The organism is Thermovibrio ruber, from assembly GCF_055380895.1.
Window position 1 is genome coordinate 966465 of sequence record NZ_AP042397.1, and the last position, 18786, is coordinate 985250.

The 18786-nt window shown below is 45.6% G+C and carries 25 protein-coding genes and 1 tRNA gene; 16 read left to right on the forward strand and 10 right to left on the reverse strand.

Annotation, left to right across the window (positions count from 1 at the left end; all coding sequences use genetic code 11):
- Nucleotide 1: 1 nt before the first annotated feature.
- Both ACZ424_RS05145 and rd read right to left on the reverse strand, forming a co-directional pair.
- Nucleotides 2–970, reverse strand: a complete 969-nt coding sequence (locus ACZ424_RS05145) for a glycosyltransferase family 9 protein (protein WP_464903911.1) — start codon at nt 968–970, stop codon at nt 2–4.
- Complete coding sequence (gene rd / locus ACZ424_RS05150) at nt 967–1143, reverse strand: rubredoxin (protein ID WP_464903912.1); 177 nt, start codon at nt 1141–1143, stop codon at nt 967–969. The genes ACZ424_RS05145 and rd overlap by 4 nt, the downstream gene beginning before the upstream one ends.
- Nucleotides 1144–1193: 50 nt before the next feature.
- Between rd and ACZ424_RS05155 the strand changes: the two genes are divergently transcribed.
- From ACZ424_RS05155 to ACZ424_RS05165, 3 genes are all read left to right on the forward strand, one after another.
- Nucleotides 1194–1628: a hypothetical protein gene (locus tag ACZ424_RS05155; protein ID WP_464903913.1), complete on the forward strand. Its 435-nt coding sequence runs from the start codon at nt 1194–1196 to the stop codon at nt 1626–1628.
- Nucleotides 1629–1916, forward strand: coding sequence for a DUF503 domain-containing protein (locus ACZ424_RS05160; RefSeq protein ID WP_464903914.1), 288 nt, complete (start codon nt 1629–1631; stop codon nt 1914–1916). It abuts the gene before it with no gap.
- Between the two features lie 75 nt (nt 1917–1991).
- A complete protein-coding gene (locus tag ACZ424_RS05165; protein WP_464903915.1) occupies nt 1992–2177 on the forward strand; it encodes a helix-turn-helix domain-containing protein in 186 nt (61 codons plus the stop codon).
- Here the strand turns inward: ACZ424_RS05165 and ACZ424_RS05170 are convergent.
- The 7 genes from ACZ424_RS05170 to ACZ424_RS05200 form a co-directional block, all read right to left on the reverse strand.
- A complete protein-coding gene (locus tag ACZ424_RS05170; protein ID WP_464903916.1) occupies nt 2140–2952 on the reverse strand; it encodes an AAA family ATPase in 813 nt (270 codons plus the stop codon). The genes ACZ424_RS05165 and ACZ424_RS05170 overlap by 38 nt on opposite strands.
- Nucleotides 2942–3559 carry a dTMP kinase gene (gene tmk / locus ACZ424_RS05175; protein ID WP_464903917.1) on the reverse strand — a complete coding sequence of 206 codons (618 nt, stop codon included), beginning with the start codon at nt 3557–3559 and terminating at the stop codon, nt 2942–2944. The genes ACZ424_RS05170 and tmk overlap by 11 nt, the downstream gene beginning before the upstream one ends.
- A 254-nt stretch (nt 3560–3813) precedes the next feature.
- Nucleotides 3814–4989, reverse strand: coding sequence for a cation:proton antiporter (locus ACZ424_RS05180; RefSeq protein ID WP_464903918.1), 1176 nt, complete (start codon nt 4987–4989; stop codon nt 3814–3816).
- Nucleotides 4989–5480: a cation:proton antiporter regulatory subunit gene (locus ACZ424_RS05185; RefSeq protein ID WP_464903919.1), complete on the reverse strand. Its 492-nt coding sequence runs from the start codon at nt 5478–5480 to the stop codon at nt 4989–4991. Before ACZ424_RS05185 ends, ACZ424_RS05180 begins: the two co-directional genes overlap by 1 nt.
- Nucleotides 5481–6080, reverse strand: coding sequence for a Tll0287-like domain-containing protein (locus ACZ424_RS05190; protein ID WP_464903920.1), 600 nt, complete (start codon nt 6078–6080; stop codon nt 5481–5483).
- Between the two features lies 1 nt (nt 6081).
- The gene (locus ACZ424_RS05195; RefSeq protein ID WP_464903921.1) at nt 6082–6885 is read right to left on the reverse strand and encodes a radical SAM protein; all 804 of its coding nucleotides are present in this window, start codon (nt 6883–6885) and stop codon (nt 6082–6084) included.
- Nucleotides 6872–7774, reverse strand: coding sequence for a PSP1 domain-containing protein (locus ACZ424_RS05200; RefSeq protein ID WP_464903922.1), 903 nt, complete (start codon nt 7772–7774; stop codon nt 6872–6874). Before ACZ424_RS05200 ends, ACZ424_RS05195 begins: the two co-directional genes overlap by 14 nt.
- A gap of 254 nt (nt 7775–8028) precedes the next feature.
- Here ACZ424_RS05200 and mnmA point away from each other — a divergent pair, with 254 nt between their 5' ends.
- The 8 genes from mnmA to atpC are packed head-to-tail and all read left to right on the forward strand — an operon-like array spanning nt 8029 to nt 14830.
- Nucleotides 8029–9060 (forward strand): tRNA 2-thiouridine(34) synthase MnmA, encoded by a 1032-nt coding sequence (mnmA, locus tag ACZ424_RS05205; protein ID WP_464903923.1) that lies wholly within the window; start codon nt 8029–8031, stop codon nt 9058–9060.
- Nucleotides 9060–9497 (forward strand): F0F1 ATP synthase subunit B, encoded by a 438-nt coding sequence (gene atpF, locus ACZ424_RS05210; protein ID WP_464903924.1) that lies wholly within the window; start codon nt 9060–9062, stop codon nt 9495–9497. The genes mnmA and atpF overlap by 1 nt, the downstream gene beginning before the upstream one ends.
- Nucleotides 9498–9506: 9 nt before the next feature.
- Nucleotides 9507–9980 (forward strand): F0F1 ATP synthase subunit B family protein, encoded by a 474-nt coding sequence (locus ACZ424_RS05215; protein WP_464903925.1) that lies wholly within the window; start codon nt 9507–9509, stop codon nt 9978–9980.
- An 11-nt stretch (nt 9981–9991) separates the two neighbouring features.
- Nucleotides 9992–10525, forward strand: a complete 534-nt coding sequence (atpH, locus tag ACZ424_RS05220) for an ATP synthase F1 subunit delta (RefSeq protein WP_464903926.1) — start codon at nt 9992–9994, stop codon at nt 10523–10525.
- 29 nt (nt 10526–10554) lie between these two features.
- Complete coding sequence (gene atpA, locus ACZ424_RS05225; RefSeq protein WP_464903927.1) at nt 10555–12063, forward strand: F0F1 ATP synthase subunit alpha; 1509 nt, start codon at nt 10555–10557, stop codon at nt 12061–12063.
- 14 nt (nt 12064–12077) lie between these two features.
- Nucleotides 12078–12938, forward strand: a complete 861-nt coding sequence (gene atpG, locus ACZ424_RS05230) for an ATP synthase F1 subunit gamma (protein WP_464903928.1) — start codon at nt 12078–12080, stop codon at nt 12936–12938.
- Nucleotides 12939–12949: 11 nt separating this feature from the next.
- Nucleotides 12950–14392, forward strand: a complete 1443-nt coding sequence (gene atpD / locus ACZ424_RS05235) for a F0F1 ATP synthase subunit beta (RefSeq protein ID WP_464903929.1) — start codon at nt 12950–12952, stop codon at nt 14390–14392.
- 12 nt (nt 14393–14404) lie between these two features.
- Nucleotides 14405–14830 carry an ATP synthase F1 subunit epsilon gene (gene atpC, locus ACZ424_RS05240; RefSeq protein ID WP_464903930.1) on the forward strand — a complete coding sequence of 142 codons (426 nt, stop codon included), beginning with the start codon at nt 14405–14407 and terminating at the stop codon, nt 14828–14830.
- 15 nt (nt 14831–14845) lie between these two features.
- Here atpC and ACZ424_RS05245 read toward each other — a convergent pair whose 3' ends face one another.
- Complete coding sequence (locus tag ACZ424_RS05245) at nt 14846–15175, reverse strand: hypothetical protein (RefSeq protein ID WP_464903931.1); 330 nt, start codon at nt 15173–15175, stop codon at nt 14846–14848.
- A 50-nt stretch (nt 15176–15225) separates the two neighbouring features.
- On the opposite strand from ACZ424_RS05245, the gene ACZ424_RS05250 reads away from it, so the two are divergent.
- The 5 genes from ACZ424_RS05250 to ACZ424_RS05270 all read left to right on the forward strand — a co-directional run bounded on the left by ACZ424_RS05250 (nt 15226) and on the right by ACZ424_RS05270 (nt 18781).
- Nucleotides 15226–16554, forward strand: coding sequence for an APC family permease (locus ACZ424_RS05250; RefSeq protein WP_464903932.1), 1329 nt, complete (start codon nt 15226–15228; stop codon nt 16552–16554).
- Nucleotides 16555–16581: 27 nt separating this feature from the next.
- Nucleotides 16582–16657: transfer RNA gene (locus ACZ424_RS05255), tRNA-Gly, on the forward strand.
- Between the two features lie 21 nt (nt 16658–16678).
- On the forward strand, nt 16679–17407 hold the full coding sequence (locus tag ACZ424_RS05260) for a TonB family protein (RefSeq protein ID WP_464903933.1): 729 nt from the start codon (nt 16679–16681) through the stop codon (nt 17405–17407).
- Nucleotides 17394–18011, forward strand: coding sequence for a lysophospholipid acyltransferase family protein (locus ACZ424_RS05265; protein ID WP_464903934.1), 618 nt, complete (start codon nt 17394–17396; stop codon nt 18009–18011). The genes ACZ424_RS05260 and ACZ424_RS05265 overlap by 14 nt, the downstream gene beginning before the upstream one ends.
- A complete protein-coding gene (locus tag ACZ424_RS05270) occupies nt 18008–18781 on the forward strand; it encodes an SAM hydrolase/SAM-dependent halogenase family protein (RefSeq protein ID WP_464903935.1) in 774 nt (257 codons plus the stop codon). The genes ACZ424_RS05265 and ACZ424_RS05270 overlap by 4 nt, the downstream gene beginning before the upstream one ends.
- Nucleotides 18782–18786 lie beyond the last annotated feature (5 nt).

Consider the following 18786-nt stretch of genomic DNA (forward strand, 5'->3'; position numbering starts at 1 on the left):
ATCAGCGGGATTCTATCAGAGAGAGAAGGGAATCAACAACTAAATCTGGCTCAATTTCAAAGCACTTCTGTTCTTTACACCTTGTTTTCCCGTGAAGTGAACAGGGAGAACAGGGAAGGTTTTTCGTTAGTGCTACTCCTTCGTCTGGGTAAGGGGCAAACCCGAAGGCAGGATGGGTTGGACCAAATATTGAGACTACCGGCCTTCTAACAGCCCTTGCCATGTGGACAACTGCCGAGTCGTTTGAGATAACCCCTAAAGAGAGGGAAATTACCCCAATACCATCGGTTATAGAGAGTTTTCCGCAGAGGGAGAGAGCTCCTTCCCCTTCTAAAACCTTCCCCAGCTCTTCTTCTTCTTTCCCTCCAACAACTACCGGTTTAAAACCTCTTTTCCTCAGGATTTTCACAACCTCTGAGAACTTATTTAACGGATAGCGTTTTTTCTCCCACCTGGCACCGGGAGCAACGACCACGGCGTTTTTAGGAACCAAAGGTGAAACTCTTTCAAGCGTTTCCTTCCTTAACTCAAGGTAAGGCCTCGGGTTTCTGACCTCAACTCCCGCCTCCTTTAGAGCTTCAGCGTAAAGTTCCGGAACGTATAACCACTTTGCTTTGAATGGCTTGAAAATAACCATTAAACGCCTTAGGAGAGCTCTCTTAGGGTAGGTGTAGAACTTAAAAGGGAGAATTCTTCTCAGGACCTTCGTTCTCAAGACGTCGTGGAGGTCAAAGCCGACGTCGTAGTCGGAGAGCTCCTCTGCCAACCTCTTTATTCCGGAGAGACTTTTGAGGGAGCTCCTCTCTACTTCAATTACCTTGTCAACGAAGGGCTGACCCCTTAAAACTTCGCCGAAGGGTTTAAATGTTAAAAAGTGAACCTCAAACCCCGCTTTCTTAAGGGCAGGGAGAACAGAGGTTGTAAGGATTACGTCACCTAAAGATGAAAACCGAACAACTAAAGCTCTCATTCATCTACAGGCTCAAACTTGTCCTTTGAAGCTCCACAGATTGGGCAGACCCAGTCGTCCGGAAGAGCCTCAAACGGTGTTCCGGGAGGAATGTTACTGTCCGGGTCGCCTTCGTCAACGCTGTATATGTAACCACAAACGGTGCACCTCCAGAGTTTATGCCTTACTTCCACAGTTTCCTCCAATCTTTAGTTTTAAGTATAGGAAAATTTAGGAGGGAGAGATGGCTGAGAAAATTAGAGAGAAAGCACCAAAGGTAGAGGTCCTAAAGCCGCAAGCCCCAATAAAGCGATTTGACGTTTTTGCCGAGTGGAACAGGATAAAGGCGGTTAAAGAGTTCGGTTTCCCTGAAGATGAAGCGAAAGCTTACGGCCTTGCAGTGGCCAAAGTAGTTGCAGCAAGGAAATTCTACGGCCACCGTCTCAAATACAGGGGAGCTACGAGAGCCTACTTAGAGGGAAAAACGGAGGAAAAGTGGTGGAGGAAACTTGCAACTCCAGAGGAGTTTGACGAAAAAATTGTTAACAGAATGGGAAAGGAGTTTTACGAGAAAGTCTTCAGACCGGCCATAGAGAAGGCCTACAATGAAGGAAAAGACTATATGGAAATCAGGGATTCCATAAGGAAAGAGTGGAACGAGCTCCTTAAGGAGGGTTAAATGGCCTCTGTTATCGGGTATTTGGAAATTGAGCTCCAGATTCCACACGCCCATTCACTAAAGGAGAAGAGATCAGTTGTTAAGAGGGTCGTTGAGAGGCTTAAGGGAAAGTTTAACGTCTCCGTAAGTGAAGTCGGAGAGCAGGACAAGTGGCAGAGGAGCAGGATAGCCGTTGTAACCGTCGGAACGAGCAGTAAGGTAGTTGACGCAACCCTTGAAAAGAGCGTTGAATTTGTTGAAGAGCTCTTCCCCGGGTCTGTGGTGGGATATCAGAAAGAGATTCTCTGACCTAACTCAAGGAGAGCGGAGACGCCTCACATATCGCAGTTAACGGAAAAAGATAAGAAAGTTTTTGACCTGCTGATGAAGGGAAAAACTAACAAAGAGATAGGAAAAGCGATGGGATTGGCAGAACAGACGATAAAGTATTACTTGAACCAGCTCTTTAAGGAAACCGGCTGTTCTAACAGGACGTTTTCAATCAGTTTTCTGACAAAAATCTACCCTTACGTTAAAGACCAAAGGCAGAGGTCAGAAACCACTCCATAACAGACTGTGGCTTTCCGTAGAACTTTAGGTAGTAGCGGGCTCTGTTTATGAGCTCCTCCCACCTATAAGCTCCTCCCGTTTCAAAAACGAGAACCTCTAAAGAGTCAAAAAAGAGTAGAGCCTCTTCCCGACTTAAGTTTCCAAACTTCTCTGAAAAAGGAACAACTCTCTTCAGCCTGTCACTTCCTTTAACGAGAGACCTAAACTCATTTACAAAGTCAACAACAGAAGTTTCAAGTAGCCTGAGAGCTTTCCCTACGCTCCCGTGGGCAAGTTTAATAACCTTTTTGTCGGCCTTAAAGCCCATCTTTTCAAGTATGTAGGCAACGCTTGAGTCCGTTAGAGGGCCAAACCGGAAAACCCTACACCGGGAGCGTATCGTTGGCAGAACAGACTCCTCACTTTTACCTATCAAACAGATGTAAGCATAGGCCGGCGGCTCTTCTAAGGTCTTAAGGAGGGCGTTTGCGGCCTCTCCTCTCATCTCGTCTGCCCTGTCTATGATAACCGCCTTTCCTGTGCCAGACGTAGGTTTTGTAAAAAGCCAGGATGACGTCTCTCTAACCTCTTCAACTGTAACGGGCTTTTCAGTTCCAACTTCTCTTAAGTTGAACTCCCCCTTACACAGATGTGTAAAGAGCTCCCGTGCAACCGTTTTCTTCCCCACCCCTTCTGGGCCTACAAATAGAGAGCTCTGAGGAAATGTTCCCGATTCAACCAAGCGCCTCAGCAGGTTAATCTGCCTTGAGTGACCGACAATACCGTTAAAGAGCACTTATCCTCCTCAGAACTTCAGAGAGAATTTTCTCGCGGAGCTCCTCAACGCTTCCCGTTCCGTCAAGAACCAAAAACCTCTCCGGCTCTTTTTTGGAGAGCTCCAGAAAACCTTCACGAACTTTCCTGTGGAAATCAAAACTTTCAGACTCCATCCTATCCTTAAGCCTGTCTGAAATCCTATCAAAGGCAACTTCAACGGGAAGGTCAATTAGAACTGTAAGGTCTGGCTTTAAACCTCCCGTAGCCTCAACGTTTAGCCTCTCAATGAGGGAAATGTCTATTCCTCTACCGTAACCCTGATAGGCAACCGTTGAGTCTGCAAACCTGTCGCAGATAACGACAGCCCCTTCTCGGAGCGAAGGCCTTATCAGGTTCTCAACATGAAAAGCCCTTGCAGCCTCGTAGATGGAGAGCTCTGCAAAGGGTGGGAACTTCTCATCCCGAGGTTTTAAAAGGAAGGTGCGGAGCTCCTCAGCAGCCGGAGTTCCTCCGGGTTCCCTCGTAAATACAACGGAGAACCCTCTGTCTATCAGCGCCTCACAGAGAAGCTTTGCCTGAGTGGTCTTCCCGCAGCCTTCAATTCCTTCAAAGGTGATAAACAGCATTTTCAGTCCTGAACGTTAAAGGTTTTCATCAGCTTCTCAGCAGAATTTATTAACTCTACCCCTTCTCCTTCGCAGGTTTCTTAAATAGAAAAACCTTTTCCTCCGTAAAACCTTAAAGTAAATATACCTAATTTTCCCTTTGCCAGAACCAGTGGAGTGTTCAAAATAGCCGTTTGTTCAAGCGTTAGGTTAAGTTTAAAATCTTCTGAAAATTTATCCAATAACTGCAAAACCTTTTTTCTGCTTGAGCTTTTTTAATCCCCCAGCAGCTGGGAGCGGGTAAGTCGGCTCTTCTTCTTTCCTTTCTTCTTGAAGAACAGGTTCAGTATCCTTCCAGACTCTTTAACTGCTAAAGAACCCAAAATAGAAGAGGAAAGAACGTAGAGAGCTGTTAATGGAACTGTTGCAGGGTTCGTTGCCGCAACCAGTATTGAGAACTCACCCCTTGGAAGGAGCATAAAGCCGGCGGAAAGCCCCCTCTTCAGAGAAAGTCCGTAGAGCTTTGCAGCAACAACGCCTGTAAGAATTTTAGTAAGAAAGGTAAAGAGAAGAACGGCAGTTAGAGGGAAAAGGAGAGAAATAGAAAAGGAGGATAAATCTGTTGAGAGTCCGAAGGTTAGGAAGAAGAGAGCTCCGAACAAGTCCCTGTAGGGAATAACTGCAGACTCTACCTGCTCCTTATGGGAACTCTCAGCAAACAGCGTTCCCGCCGCAAAAGCCCCAATTGCCTCAGAGAGGCCAAACCCCATAGAGACCTCAACCAGTAGGAACAGAACAGTTCCAACTAAAAGGACTGTAAACTCGGTTGAGGTTCCTACTCTGTGAAATGCAAGGTCTATTACTCTGTTAAAGTTCTTAACGAAGAGAACTGCTAAGAAGATAAAAAGGGAAATTTTCACGACAACCTTCAGAACTCCCACAGGGTCTGGACTTCCCCCCGAAAGGCCTACCAAAACGGCTAAAAGAGTTGCCGCAGCTATGTCCTCAAACACCAAAATTGCAAGAACTGGCTCAACCTCAGGGTTTGCAAGCTTCTTAAGGTCTATAAGGAGCTTGGAGACAATGGCAGAAGAACTCGGGTAGAGAGCAACCGCCAGAGTGAAGGCAGTTATTCCGTCAAATCCTAAGAACTTTAGTAAAAAGAAGGCAGAGAACAGGTTCAGTACCAGGTCAACTAACCCTACAGAGAGTATGTTCTTTAGGTTTTTCTCCATCTCGGCAAGGGAAAACTCAAGGCCTATGTAGAAGAGAAGAAGAACAACCCCAAGGACTTCAAAGATGTAGGCGTCATCTGAGTGGAGGAAGAGGGAGAGGATAACTCCTGAGAGGATGTAGATGGGAATTACGGGAAACCTTAAAACGTGGGCAACGAGGTAGGAGAAGAGAAGGGTTCCCAAAAATACTGAGAGGAAAAAGGAAAAGTGCTCCATTATTTAGACTCTCCCTCCACTGCTTTAACAAACTTCTTAACGTTCTCAAGCGTCCCTACAACTACGAGGATATCCCCTGCCTCTATTCTGAACAGCGGGGATGGAGAGACTACAACGTTTTCGTCCCTTACCACTGCAACGATGATGACTCCAAAGTTTTTCCTGATGTCTAACTCTTTGATGGTTTTACCGACTAAGAAAGAGTTTTCTGGAACTTTAACCCACTCAAAGGCTAAGTGCTTCATAAGGAAGCCTATTTTTTCCTCGTCTGAGGTCGGCTGGAAGAGAGCTCCGACCAGTATCGTCCCTAAAGTCCTTGCCTCCTCGTCTGTAAGCTCAATTACAGCCGTAGGCTCCTCAGAATCGTCCTCAAAGTAGTAAATCTCCCTCTTTCCCGTATAGTGGATTACGACAACTATCGTGTCTCCACTCTCTGTCTTCATTGAATACTTCTTTCCGATTCCGGGGAGCTCCCCTTCCTTAACGAACATCTAACCCTCCTTCAGCTCTCTTTCAGGGATTATAACCTTAAAGACCCCCCTCAAGTCTCCGGGCTTGTAGCCGAGAGCTCTGTCGTTTGGATACTTCTCTTTCAGAACCCTTAAAACTTCTGGGTTCATACTCCTTGGGTCCCCGTGGCAGTTGAGACAGAAAGGAGCAACCCTTATCGGCTTGTAGTAGATAACCAATTTTTCTCCCTTTTCTTTAGCAACTGTCAGGTAGTAGGGAGGAAGCTTGTTCTCCTTTAGCTTTTCCTTGAAATAGTTGATAACCTTAAGGTCAAGTGAGTCTGGCCTATCGGCAGGATTTCTATAGCGGTCTGATACCCTTTTTACCTTCACTACAACAAGCTCTTTGTTTACTTTTTGAGTAAACTTCTGAGCTTTATCCCCGCAGAAATCAATGGCCTTAGGGAATCCTCCCTCCTTTAAGGCCATTCCGAGGTTGGTTTTGAGCTCTTTCATGAGCTTCATAACTGCCGTGTTTCCAATCTCTACCGCTTTTTCCTTTTCCGTTTCCGTAAGAGAGCTCTGTTTGTGGATACAGCCAAAAGTTAGAGCCGGGATAAGGATTAAGAGAGCTCTCCTCATCTCAAACCTCCCGTGCTATAGTCAGAGTTCCACAGCCCCCCAAAGGATCTCTCCTGAACCTGTTGCTTAAGGTTACCCTAACTCCCATCTTCCTCAGTTTAAGAAACGCTTTTTCATACTCCTCATCCGTTAAACCCTTCAGGTTAACTCCTGGAACAGGATTGTATGCCATAAGCATAACCGTCATCGTGTATTCCTTTGCAAGCTCTCCGAGGGCTCTCAAGTCCTGTTCAGAGTTGTTAAGTCCTTTTACCATTAGGTAGCCTATCTGGAACTTCTTTTTCCGTGAAGAGGAAATCTCTTTAAAGTACTCCTCAAGCTCTCTAAAGACCGCTTCAAGGGGAACAGAAACTCCGAAAATCCGTTTTCTCTTCTCTTCAGATACGGCGTGGACCGAAACCGTTAAACCGTCGTGGGGGGCTCTTATCAGTTTCCTAAACCCTTCAAGGGGATAACCGGTAGTGCTAACGGTTACCTTTAACCCTTCCCGTTTAAACATTTCAATTGCCTTAACAACCTCGTCAGCGTTAGCAGAGGGCTCGCCTATTCCGGCAACTGCAACGCCTTTTATTGGGAGCTCCCCTTTCAAAAGCTCATACTGTTTAAAAATCTCCTCTGCAGTTAAACTCCTCTTTAAGCCGTTCTTACCTGAAGCGCAGAAGAGACACCTTACGGGGCAGCCTACCTGAGAGGAAACACAGAGCCTCTCTCCCTTGTAAAACACCGACTCAACCCTGTAGCCGTCTTCAGTTTCAAATATAAAGAGCCTGTTTAACGGGCTTTGGAGTTCCTTAACTACTCTCATCGCCGATCACTCCCGCTTTGGTAAAGCACCTGAACCTGTCATCAACCTTCTCTTTCAGTTTATCTATGTATTGGTTCCACTGCTCCTCCGTAACGAAAGTACGAATGGGGAAGGAGACCCTTCCCTTCTCTTCTATCTCCACCGTCAGAGTCTCAAGGGGAATGTTGACGTCAACTACCTTCCCTCTTCCTTCAGGGGTGTCAACAAAAGAGCCCACTTCGGGAAGGAACTCCCTTATAAAGTAGTTGGCTTCCTCATACTTAAGGCAGCATAAAAGCCTTCCACACGTTCCAGAAAGCTTCGCAGGGTTAGGGGGGAGCCCTTGAATCTTTGCCATGTTCAGGGATATCGAGTGAAAACACTCAAGGAAAGACTTACAACAGCAAACGTTTCCACACATCCCAACCGCCCCTAACATCTTCACCTCGTCACGGACACCTATCTGGCGGAGCTCTATTCTCGTCTTAAAGTGGGAAGCCAGGTCTCTAACAAGCTGTCTGAAGTCAACTCTACTTTTGGCGGTAAAATAGAAAACGATCCTCTCCCTGTTGAGGGTTGTGTAGGCCTTAACGAGCTTCATTTCAAGGCCGTGCTTTAAAACCTTTCTCTTACAGACTTCAAGGGCCTCCTGTGAAAAGAGAAGGTTGTCTAAAAACCGTTTTCTGTCCTCTTCCGTAGCAACCCTTAAGAAGGTGTAGAGCTCCTCAGGCTCCGTTCCGAACTTCTTTAAAACTTCAGACTCAACCTCGTAACTCTTTAAAACCTTTACGAGCTCTTCCCCTCTATCTGTTTTAACAACAACCTCCTGGCCGTAACTGAACCCTCCGGTTTCGGCAGAGGCAAGCCCAGTCTTCTCAGTATCCGGATACTTAAACTTAACGACAACCATTTAACTCTCCAGCTTTAAGTTTTTCTGGTGTTAAGTATATTTTCCGGCTCAATGGGTGCAACGGATGGAAAACAACCTATATTAAATGAAAGCTTCTGTAAGAAGCAGAAAGGTTGACAATCTGAAAATGAGAACTATTATTAATAGCAGACACCCCCTATCCCCCTCCCTCCTCCCCATAAGTCTTAAGGGGGCGCCTTGGGCGCCCCTTCTTTTTTGTCTGATAGAATTCCAAAAATCGGTGGAGAGGAACTTTGAAACGAGTCCTTGTAGGTTTCAGCGGGGGAGTAGATAGTTTCTTTACAGCCTACCTGCTGAAAGAAAATGGGTTTGAGGTTATTCCAGTTTACTTCAAGCTCCTTCCAAATGCTAATACGGAAAAAGTAAAGAAGAGTGGGGAGCTCCTTAACCTTAAACCGATACTTATTGACCTATCTCAAGAGTTTAAAAAAAAGGTTATAGACTACTTTATCTCTTACTACAAAAAGGGCTTAACCCCCAACCCGTGTACCTTCTGCAACAGAGAGATTAAGCTTAAATACCTGTATAAGTTAAAAGAGGAGCTCCGCGCCGACTTCATTGCCACCGGCCACTACGCGAGGGCTCTCCAATCGGAGCAGTTCAAAAGAAAACTTATATACAGAGGAATAGATAGAGGAAAGGAACAGTCCTACTTTTTAGCGCTGGTTGAGAGGGAAATTATCAACCACCTCCTCCTTCCGTTGGGAGAGTTTACAAAGAAAGAAGTAGTAAAACGGGCAAAAGAGTTAGGCTTTCCCTACTCAGGAGAAAGCCAGGACATCTGTTTCATAGAGTCTGATTACGTTTCCTTCGTTGAAAAGTTTATAAAACCGAAAACCGGCCTTTTTAAGTTGGAAGATGGAACAGTTGTTGGGAAACACAGGGGCTACTTCAGATATACGGTTGGGCAGAGAAGGGGACTGGGAATTTCTTACAAACACCCTCTTTACGTAGTAGAGATAAAACCGGAAGAAAACACAGTCATAGTAGGGCCAAAGGAAAGCGTCTTAAGAGACGAAATACTCGTCTGGAGAACAAACTGGCACGTTGAACCGAAAGAGTGGTGTAAAATCCCGGTTCAAGTTCAGGTACGTTACAGGGCAAAACCTACACCTGTTAGAAGTGTAGAGTATTTAAAAAACGGTATATATCGTGTAAAATTAGCGGCGAAAGTTGACGCCCCTGCCCCGGGGCAGGTCTGTGCCTTCTACAGCAACGACCTGCTCCTTGGAGGAGGGGAAATCCTGAGGGAAGGAGATAGGTGATGGAAGGAAGTATCGTAGCTATAGACTGGACTCTTTTAGTTCAGGCAGTAAACTTCCTCATCTTTATGGTTCTCATCAACAAGTTCCTTTTTCAGCCCCTACTTAAACTTATGGAAGAAAGGGAGAGGGAGCTTAACGGTATATACAGTGAAGCAGAAGCCCTTAAGGTAAAAGCTGAACAGCTACTAAAAGAAGTTGACGAGATTCTGGCAAAGGCAAAAGAAGAGGCAAAGAAAGTTATTGACGCTGCCGTGAAAGAGGCTAGAGAGGAAAGGGAAAGGATAGTATCTCAAGCTCAGGAAGAGGCCTCTGTAAAGGTTGAAAGGGCGAAAGAAGAGATATGGCAGATGTTTGAAACCGAGAAGTCTAAGCTTGAAGCCGAAGCTGAGAAGTTAGCTGAAGAGATAGTCAAGAAAATACTTGGAAAAGTTGCTTAAGGGGGAAATATGGAACACGGAGGACATCTTCTATTCTGGAAAACAGTCAACGTTATTATTCTGTTCGCCCTTCTTTACTGGTTACTTAAAAAACCCGTTTCTCGCTTTCTGTCAGACGGTATTGAATCTGTAGTGGACAAGTTTGAAAGAGCTAAAAAGGAAAAGGAGGAAGCCCTCAAGCTCCTCAAAGAGGCCGAGAAGAAATCGGAAGAGGTAAAGGCAGAAGCCGAAAGGATTCTCTCCTACTCAAAAGAGGTTGCTGAGAGGGAAAAAGAACAGATAATAGCCGAGGCAAAGGAAACTGCTGCAAGGATAGTAAAAATGGCAGATGAAGAGATAGAGAAGGAGCTCTACAAAGCAAAAGAAGAGCTCAAGAAGTTTGCAGCAGAGAAAGCTGTAGAGATAGCCGAAGCAAAGCTTAAAGGTTCCATAACACCGGAAGTCAACAAAAAGCTTATCGAATCCAGCCTTGAAAAGCTTTAGGAGGGATCAAGTTGAGACTGGAAGTCAGAATCGCAAGAAGATACGCTAAAGCCCTATCAGAAATTCTTACCGACGAAAAGCTTGAGAAAGTTCTCAAAGAGATAAAGACCCTCCTTTCGTTCTTTGACGAGAAAACCATCAAGTTCTTCAAAAGCCCCATAATCTCAAACGAGAAGAAAGAGGAGCTCCTCAAAAAAGTTTTAGAGAAAGTTGCGGTTTCGCCAGAACTCCAAAAAGTCCTCCTCTTAATGGCCCAGAAGAACAGGCTCGGACTTATAAGGGAGTTTGCAGAGGAGTTTGAAAAGTTCGCCTACGACAGGTTAGGGTTAGTAAGGGCAGAGATCACAAGCGCAACAGAGCTTGATGAAGAGGTCGTAGAGAAGATAAAGTCAAAGATTGAAGAGCTTTTCGGCAAGAAGGCTGAAATCACGGTAAAACTTGATCCCTCCATAATCGGCGGCTTTATAGTAAGGGTTGCTGACAAAGTTCTTGATGCCTCAATAAAGACGCAGCTTGAAAACCTTAAGAAAACTATAGCCGATTAAGATAAAAAAACCGATAGCGAGGTGCAGAGATGCAGATCAGAGCAGAGGAAATTTCAGAACTGATAAGAAAACAGATTGAGGAGTTTGAAGCCTCTGTAAACCTTGATGAAACAGGAATCGTTATCAAAGTAGGAGACGGAGTAGCAAGAGTTTACGGACTTGAAAACGTTGAGTACGGTGAAGTTGTAGAGTTTGAAGATGGAACTGAAGGAGTTGCCTTCAACCTTGAGGAGGACAACGTAGGTGTCGTTCTCCTTGGTGAAGGAAAGGGAATCGTTGAAGGCGGTAAGGCTAAAAGAACCGGAAGAATACTTGACATGCCCGTTGGAGAGGGGCTCATTGGAAGGGTTTTAGACCCACTTGGAAACCCGATAGACGGAAAAGGTGATATTGAGTACGTAGAGAGAAGGGCTGTTGAGCGTATTGCTCCAGGTATCGTAACGAGAAAACCGGTTCACGAACCACTCCAAACGGGAATTAAGGCAATTGATGCCCTCATCCCAATCGGAAGGGGACAGAGGGAGCTTATCATTGGAGACAGGCAGACAGGTAAGACTACCATTGCCATAGATACCATCCTCAACCAGAAGAGAGAAGAGGTTATCTGCGTTTACTGTGCAGTTGGACAGAAGCGTTCAACAGTAGCCCAGACGATTCAGCTCCTCAAAGAGCTTGGAGCTATGGAGTACACGATCGTCATCTCCGCTACCGCGTCAGACCCAGCTTCACTCCAATACCTCGCTCCTTACGCAGCCTGTACAGTTGCAGAGTACTTCAGGGATACTGGAAGGGCTGCACTTATAATCTACGACGACCTCTCAAAACAGGCTGTTGCCTACCGTGAAATGTCGCTTCTCTTAAGGCGTCCACCTGGAAGGGAAGCTTACCCTGGAGACGTCTTCTACCTCCACTCAAGGCTCCTTGAAAGGGCTGCTAAGCTCAACGACGAGCTTGGAGCAGGTTCACTTACAGCCCTTCCAATCGTTGAAACGAAGGCTGGTGACATTTCTGCTTACATTCCAACGAACGTTATCTCCATTACGGACGGTCAGATATTCCTTGAAACCGACCTCTTCTACAAGGGTCAAAGACCTGCTATCAACGTTGGTCTTTCCGTTTCAAGGGTTGGTGGTGCTGCTCAGATAAAGGCTATGAAGCAGGTTGCAGGAAAGCTCAGACTTGAGCTTGCCCGTTACCGTGAACTTGAGGCCTTTGCCCAGTTCGCATCAGACCTTGACCCTGCTACGAGGGCTCAGCTTGAGAGGGGTAGGCGTATGATGGAGCTCCTCAAGCAGCCTCCTCACAAGCCGATTCCCGTTGAGAAGCAGATAGTTGCCTTTTTCGCAGCGATCAACGGATACTTAGACGACATCCCCGTTGAGGCCGTTAACAAGTTTGAGTGGGAGCTCTACGCCTTTATGGACGCAAAATATCCAGAGATACTCAAGGAAATCCTTGAGAAGAAACAGCTTGACGATGAGCTCACCAAGAAGCTCCACGAGGCCATTAAGGAGTTCAAGGCAACGTTTACAGCCTAATAGCGAGGTAGAAAATGCCTGGAATGAGGGAAATTAAAGCTAAGATAAAGAGCCTTAAAGGAACAAAGCGGATAACCGCCGCTATGAAGGCGGTTTCCGCTGCAAAACTCCGTAAGGCTCAGGAAGACCTCTTCAACGTAAGGCCTTACGCCGAAGTTATGAAAGAGATAGCAGCAGGACTCTACAGAAGAGGAAACCCGACAATACACCCAATCTTCAAGGTAAGGCCTGTTAAGAGAATAGAGTTAGTAGTTATCTCTTCAGACAAAGGACTCTGCGGCGCATTTAACGCAAACATCATAAGGCGCGTTAACAGGTTTGCCAAAGAGAAGCAGTCACAGGGAATTGAGGTAAGTCTTACAACCGTTGGAAATAAAGCTAGCCAGTTCTTTACCAAGTATTCCGACCTCCACGTAAGGAAGACTTTTAAAGACATCTTCAGGAGAATAGGCCTTCCGCTTGCTAAAGAGATCTCTGCTGACCTCTTCTTAGGATACATGTCTGAATACTTTGACGAAGTTTACGTTGTCTACAACAAGTTCTACAACGCCCTCAAACAAGAGGTTGTTTTTGAAAGGATAATGCCCCTTGCCGTTGAATCTGAAGAGGAAACTCCTGTTGCCGAGTATACAGTCGGCCCAGACGAGAAGGTTATAGAGGAAGCTATTAAGTCTTACACTTCTGCAGTTGTTTTAAGGGCTCTTAAGGAGTCCGAAACAAGTGAACACGCAGCCCGTATGACGGCTATGGACAACGCTACGAAGAACGCTGAAGACATGATTAGAAAACTCACCATCTCCTTCAACAAAGCAAGACAGGCTGCTATTACAAAAGAGCTAATTGAGATTACAACTGCTATTGAAGCAATGAAATAGGGAGGATAGGTATGGCAGAGCATAAAGGAAAAATTGTTCAAATTGTTGGTCCGGTTATAGACGTTGAGTTCCCAGACGGAAAGCTTCCTGAGATCTACCACGCCTTAAGGGTTCCAAACGTTAAGCAGATTACCTGGGATGGAAAAATTGAAACTGGTGACCTTATGCTTGAGGTTCACCAGCACCTTGGAGAGAACAGGGTTCGCTGCGTTGCCTTCGGAGCCACCGAAGGGCTTAAGAGGGGAATGGAGGTTATAGATACCGGAGACTACCTGAAAGTTCCCGTTGGCCACGCAACAAGGGGAAGGATCTTCAACGTTGTAGGAAAGCCTATTGACAACAAAGGGCCCGTTGAGGCTGAAGAATACTGGCCGATCCACAGGCCTGCTCCACCACTTACAGAGCAGAAGACAGTTGCAGAGATATTTGAGACGGGAATTAAGGTAATTGACCTCCTTGAGCCTTACGCGAAAGGTGGTAAGACGGGCCTTTTCGGTGGTGCTGGAGTTGGTAAGACGGTTCTCCTTATGGAGCTCATACACAACGTTGCTATGAAACACGGAGGTTTCTCCGTCTTCGCAGGGGTTGGAGAGAGAACAAGGGAAGGAACAGACCTGTGGCTTGAGATGCAGGAGTCTGGAGTTCTTGAGAATACAGTTTTAGTTTACGGTCAGATGAACGAACCTCCTGGAAACAGGTGGCGCGTTGCAATGACGGGCGTTACTATGGCCGAATATTTCCGTGACGTTGAAGGCCGTGATATGATGTTCTTCGTTGACAACATGTTCCGTTTTATCCAGGCAGGTTCTGAGGTTTCAGCCCTCCTCGGTAGGATTCCCTCTGAGGTTGGTTACCAGCCAACACTTGCAACTGAAGTAGGTGCTATCCAGGAGCGTATTACATCAACAAACAAAGGTTCAATTACGTCTGTTCAGGCTATCTACGTTCCGGCCGACGACTTTACAGACCCGGCTCCGTTTACTCTTTTTGCCCACCTTGACGCAACGACAGTTCTCTCAAGGGCACTGGCAGAGCAGGGTATCTACCCAGCCGTTGACCCACTTGAGTCTACATCACGTATGCTTGACCCACATATCGTAGGTGAAAGGCACTACAGGGTAGCAAGGGAGGTTCAGAGATACCTTCAGAGATATAAGGAACTCCTTGAGATCATCGCTATTCTCGGTATGGAAGAGCTCTCAGAGGAAGACAAACTTGTTGTCCACAGGGCAAGGAGAATTCAGCTCTTCCTTACTCAGCCCTTCCACGTTGCAGAGGTCTTTACAGGAATGCCCGGTAGATATGTAACTGTTGAAGAAACAATCCGCGGATTTGAGATGATAGTTAACGGAGAGCTTGATCACCTACCTGAGCAGGCCTTCTACATGGTTGGAACCATTGATGAGGCTATAGAGAAAGGCGAAAAGCTTATGAAGGAAGCCCAGAGCAAATAGGGGAGAAGATAGATGGCTGCCAAAAAAGGACTGCCAACAGAGATGAAGTTTCAGCTGGCCTCGGCAACCGGTAAACACTACGAGGCTGAGGCGAAAGAGGTATACGTTGAAACAGACGACGGGGATATCGGCGTTCTCCCCGGACACCAGCCTGAGTTTTACTCCATAGGAGCTGGCTTTGTAATCTGCAGAGACGTTAACAGAAACGAAATCAAGAAACTCGTTTACAATGGTTTTGTCCAAATAGAACCAGATGCAGTTAGGATTGGGGCTCAGGAAATTTACGAGCCGGGTGAGGTAAACGTTGAATCTGTTGAGAGGGAAATTTCTGAGCTCAAGAAAAGGCTATCCTCTCTAAGCGAAGAAGAGGTTGAAACAAAGAGTTCCTTAGAAGCCGAGATTAAGAGGAAAGAAACCCTACTTAGGAAGGCCAGATAGGCCTTCCTTTCTCTTCTAACCTTTCCTTATTTTCTCGTATCTAAACCAGAGAACTCCCATTCCTAAAAGAGATCCCAAAAGAAATCCCAGTGATATTAAAGTTAATTTTTTTGAAACGTTCCCAAATAAACTGCCCTTCGGCTTAGGAATACTCTGAGGAGAAAGACCGGGGTAGAACTCATAAACCTTTCCAGTATTGGTTTTTACCTTTACCACTTCAACTACCTTGTTACCAACCTGTTTATAGGATATCCAAGCTTCAATCGGCTTCTCTTCTTCTGCCCTAATTGGGGCTGTTAAGAAAAGAGAGGATAAAATAACTAATAGTAAAAACTTCCCCTTCAAGGTTACCTCAGTTATTGAGTTTTGAGAATTTTAACTTGAGGCATAGAAAAATGGAAAAAGAGAAAAAACTCAACCTCCTTCAAGCCTCTGCAATGGCAATAGGAACGATGATTGGGGCAAGCATCTTCTCCATATTTGGATACGGGGTGAAGATTGCTGGAAACGGGCTTCCCTTTGCTTTTTTATTAAGCGGAATTTATGCACTTATGGTAGCTTACTCTTACGCCCACCTTGGAAAGAAGTTTATATCTAATGCAGGCCCTGTAGCCTTTATTCAGAGAGCATTCGGGCACTCACCTTTAGTTGGAGCTCTCTCCATTCTCATGTGGTTCACCTACGTTATCTCAATTGCCCTCTTTGCCATCAGCTTTGCAGGTTACTTTCTACCACTTATCCACTTAGACTACAGAGTTTTCCACACTGTTGTGGAAGTTCTAGTCATCGCCTTCTTTGGAGCAATTAGCTTTTTTGGAGGCTCTCAAGTCGTTGGAAGACTTGAGTTCTGGATAGTTCTTACTAAACTCTTAATTCTTTTAACCTTCATAGCAGCTGGACTGTCGGTTATCCACATAGAGTATTTAAAGCCAGAACCTTCTCCTGAGTATTTTAAGGGGATTCTCAACGCCTCAGTTATATTTTTCCTCTCCTACATGGGATTTGGCCTCATAACCAACATTAGCGAGAACATAGAGAACCCCTGTAAAAACGTTCCAAGGGCTATTTACCTTAGTATTTCCGTCGTTATGGCGGTTTACGTGGGAGTTTCTGTTGCTGCCCTTGGAGCTCTTCCTACATCAGAAATTGCAAAGTATGCAGAAAACGCTCTTGCATTTGCGGCAGAACCTGCTTTAGGCAAGCTGGGTTTTCTGCTCCTATCTGTAGGAGCCCTAGTCAGCATCTCTTCTGCCCTCAACGCAACCATCTATACCGGGGCAAATGCCTCCTATGCTTTAATGAAGGACGGTTACATTCCCTCTCCCGGGAGTTTAGTTGAGAAGAGGTGGATGGGAGAGCACTTGGGACTTTACCTGACCTGTGGACTCGGCCTCGTTTTTACCCTTTTCTTTAACGTTACGTCAGTTGCTTCAATGATAAGCGTCGTTACAACAGCCCTCTACATAGGAGTAATACTCTCACACTTAAAGCTATGGAAGAAGGTAGGAGGAAAGAGAGGATTAATTTTCTTTAATCTTATAGTTATAACTTTTGTCGCCTTTCAGATCGTTATATTCCAGTTTAAGCACAGTAAAACAACTTTTGTAGCAACTCTCCTCATTTTCCTCGTCTCTTTCAGCTTGGAGTTCCTCTACTACAGGAAAAGAAGGCTCGTTTCACCGTTTATCAGAACTACCCACAGAGGTATTGAAGGAGCGGTGTAGGTTGACTATTATTTATATCCTGAAAGGGCGGGCGTAGCTCAGGTGGTAGAGCATCAGCTTCCCAAGCTGAGGGTCGCGGGTTCAAGTCCCGTCGCCCGCTCCATAAAAAAAGAAGGTTCAGGAGTTGGGAAACTCAAAAAAGTTAGACATCATCTCTCTTCTCATTTCACTCTCCACCCACGTTGCAGTTTTGGTTATCATTTCCGTAAACAGCGTCCTTTCGGGGAAAACTTACGAAGTGGTAAACGTGGTTCCCATATCCTTTGATACACAGGTTGAATCAAACTTAGTAGGGATTAAACCGGTTAAGGGAAAGCTAAAGAGTGGAGCTCCAAAAACAGAAAACTCCATCACTGGCGGAAGCCGGTCAACTCCGAAAAGGGGCGGAGGCGGAAGTCAAATAAAAAAACCGAAGGAAAAGGGAATAGGGGAAAAAAGCACAAACCTGAACGCCGGCCGGTCTCCGTCAAAACTGACGAGAGACTTTAAAACGGCAAACGACCAGGGAAGTATAGAGCTCTCCGTTGACCTTCCCAACAGAAAAGGGAAAGGACTTCCATCTGTTTCAATGTCAAAACTGGTTCCCTACCTAATAAAAGTTAGGGACACGATAATGAAAAACTGGAAAATCCCCTACTACTCTAATGCCCCCAAAAAGAGGAAAGCCGTAGTTGTGATAACTCTGAAAAAAGACGGAACTATTGATGAACTAATGGTAGAAAAACTCTCTCCTGACATTACCTTCAACCGTTCGGCCATTTCAGCAATATATTCTGTAAAGTCCTTTGGCCCGTTTCCCAAAGGTGTAAAGGAGAAAAAAGTAAGGTTGAAGGTGAAGTTTGAGGTTAAGTAAACCTAAAATAATCTACGCTCTAAGCTCTCTGTGGGTCAAAACATTAAGGGTGGAGGTTAAATTCCTTTCACAACCTCAGTTTCCTTCAATTGTTGCCTTCTGGCACGGGAGGATGTTTCTTCTGCCCTTCGTTTTAAAAGAGTATGCAGAAAGAGTGGCCATTCTCATAAGCAGACACAGGGACGGTGAGCTGATAGCCCAAATAGTAGAGAGGATGGGGTTTAAAACCGTAAGGGGCTCAGCAGGAAAGGGAAAGGGGGGAGAGAGAGCTTTTAAAGAGATGGTTAAGTTAATTGAAAAGGGCTACACGGTAGCGATAACTCCCGACGGCCCAAGGGGACCAAGGGAAGTTGTGAAGCCAGGAGTTGCAAAACTTGCTATGAAGACGGGAGCTCCCGTCTACCCCTTAACCTTCTCGGCAGACTGGAAGTTTCAGCTCAACTCGTGGGACAGGTTTTTAGTTCCCCTTCCTCTTTCTAAGTGCAGAGTTGTTTTAGGAGAACCGATAGAACCAAGAGCCTTCAAAAGTGAAGAAGCTTTAAGGAGCAAGATTGAATTAAAATTGAGAGAGCTTACAGAAAAAACCGATAGGGAGAAAAGATGAACAGCGCAATAGCGATAATCTCAGACTTTGGCCTTAAAGACCACTACGTAGGAACCGTTCACGGAATAATCTACGACGTAGCCCCCGAGGCAAAAGTCATAGACGTAACCCACTTTGTCAAGCCCTTTGACGTTGTTGACGGAGCTCTCAAACTCAAGTGGTCTTTCAGGTATTTTCCTACGGGAACAATCTTCCTCTGCCTTGTAGACCCTGACCCTTCTGCAGAGCCCATCATCGTTACAACGGAAAATTACTTTTTAGTCTGTCCAAACAACGGAATCGGAAGTCTAATGTTTGAGGAAGAGCCACCGGAAGCCGTCCACAGAATTACGGCGGAACACTACTTCGTAAATAAGAGACGGGCAGGGAACTTTAGGAGTAGAGACCAGCTTACGCCAATAGCTGCAGAACTCTCCCGCCTTCAAACGGCGTCGCACCTTGGGGAGGAGATGGATTTGAAACAGCTTAAACGATTTAAGCTCCCTGCTCTTCAGCCGTTGGGAGGAAACGTTTACGAGGCAATAGTCCTTGACGTTGACTACTTTGGAAACCTTATACTGAACGCAACGGGAGAAAAAGGGTTACCCAAGACTGCAGAAATTAACGGAGTAAAGGTAGAGAAGGTTCAGGAGAGCTTTAAAGGGGTAAAGAGGGGAGAACTCTTCATCTCACTTAACCCAGAAAACCACGTCCAGATAGTCGCCTACATGTCAAACGCCTCTAAACTTTTAAAGGCTACAAGGGGAACGAAAGTAAAACTCTACTATTAGTGGAG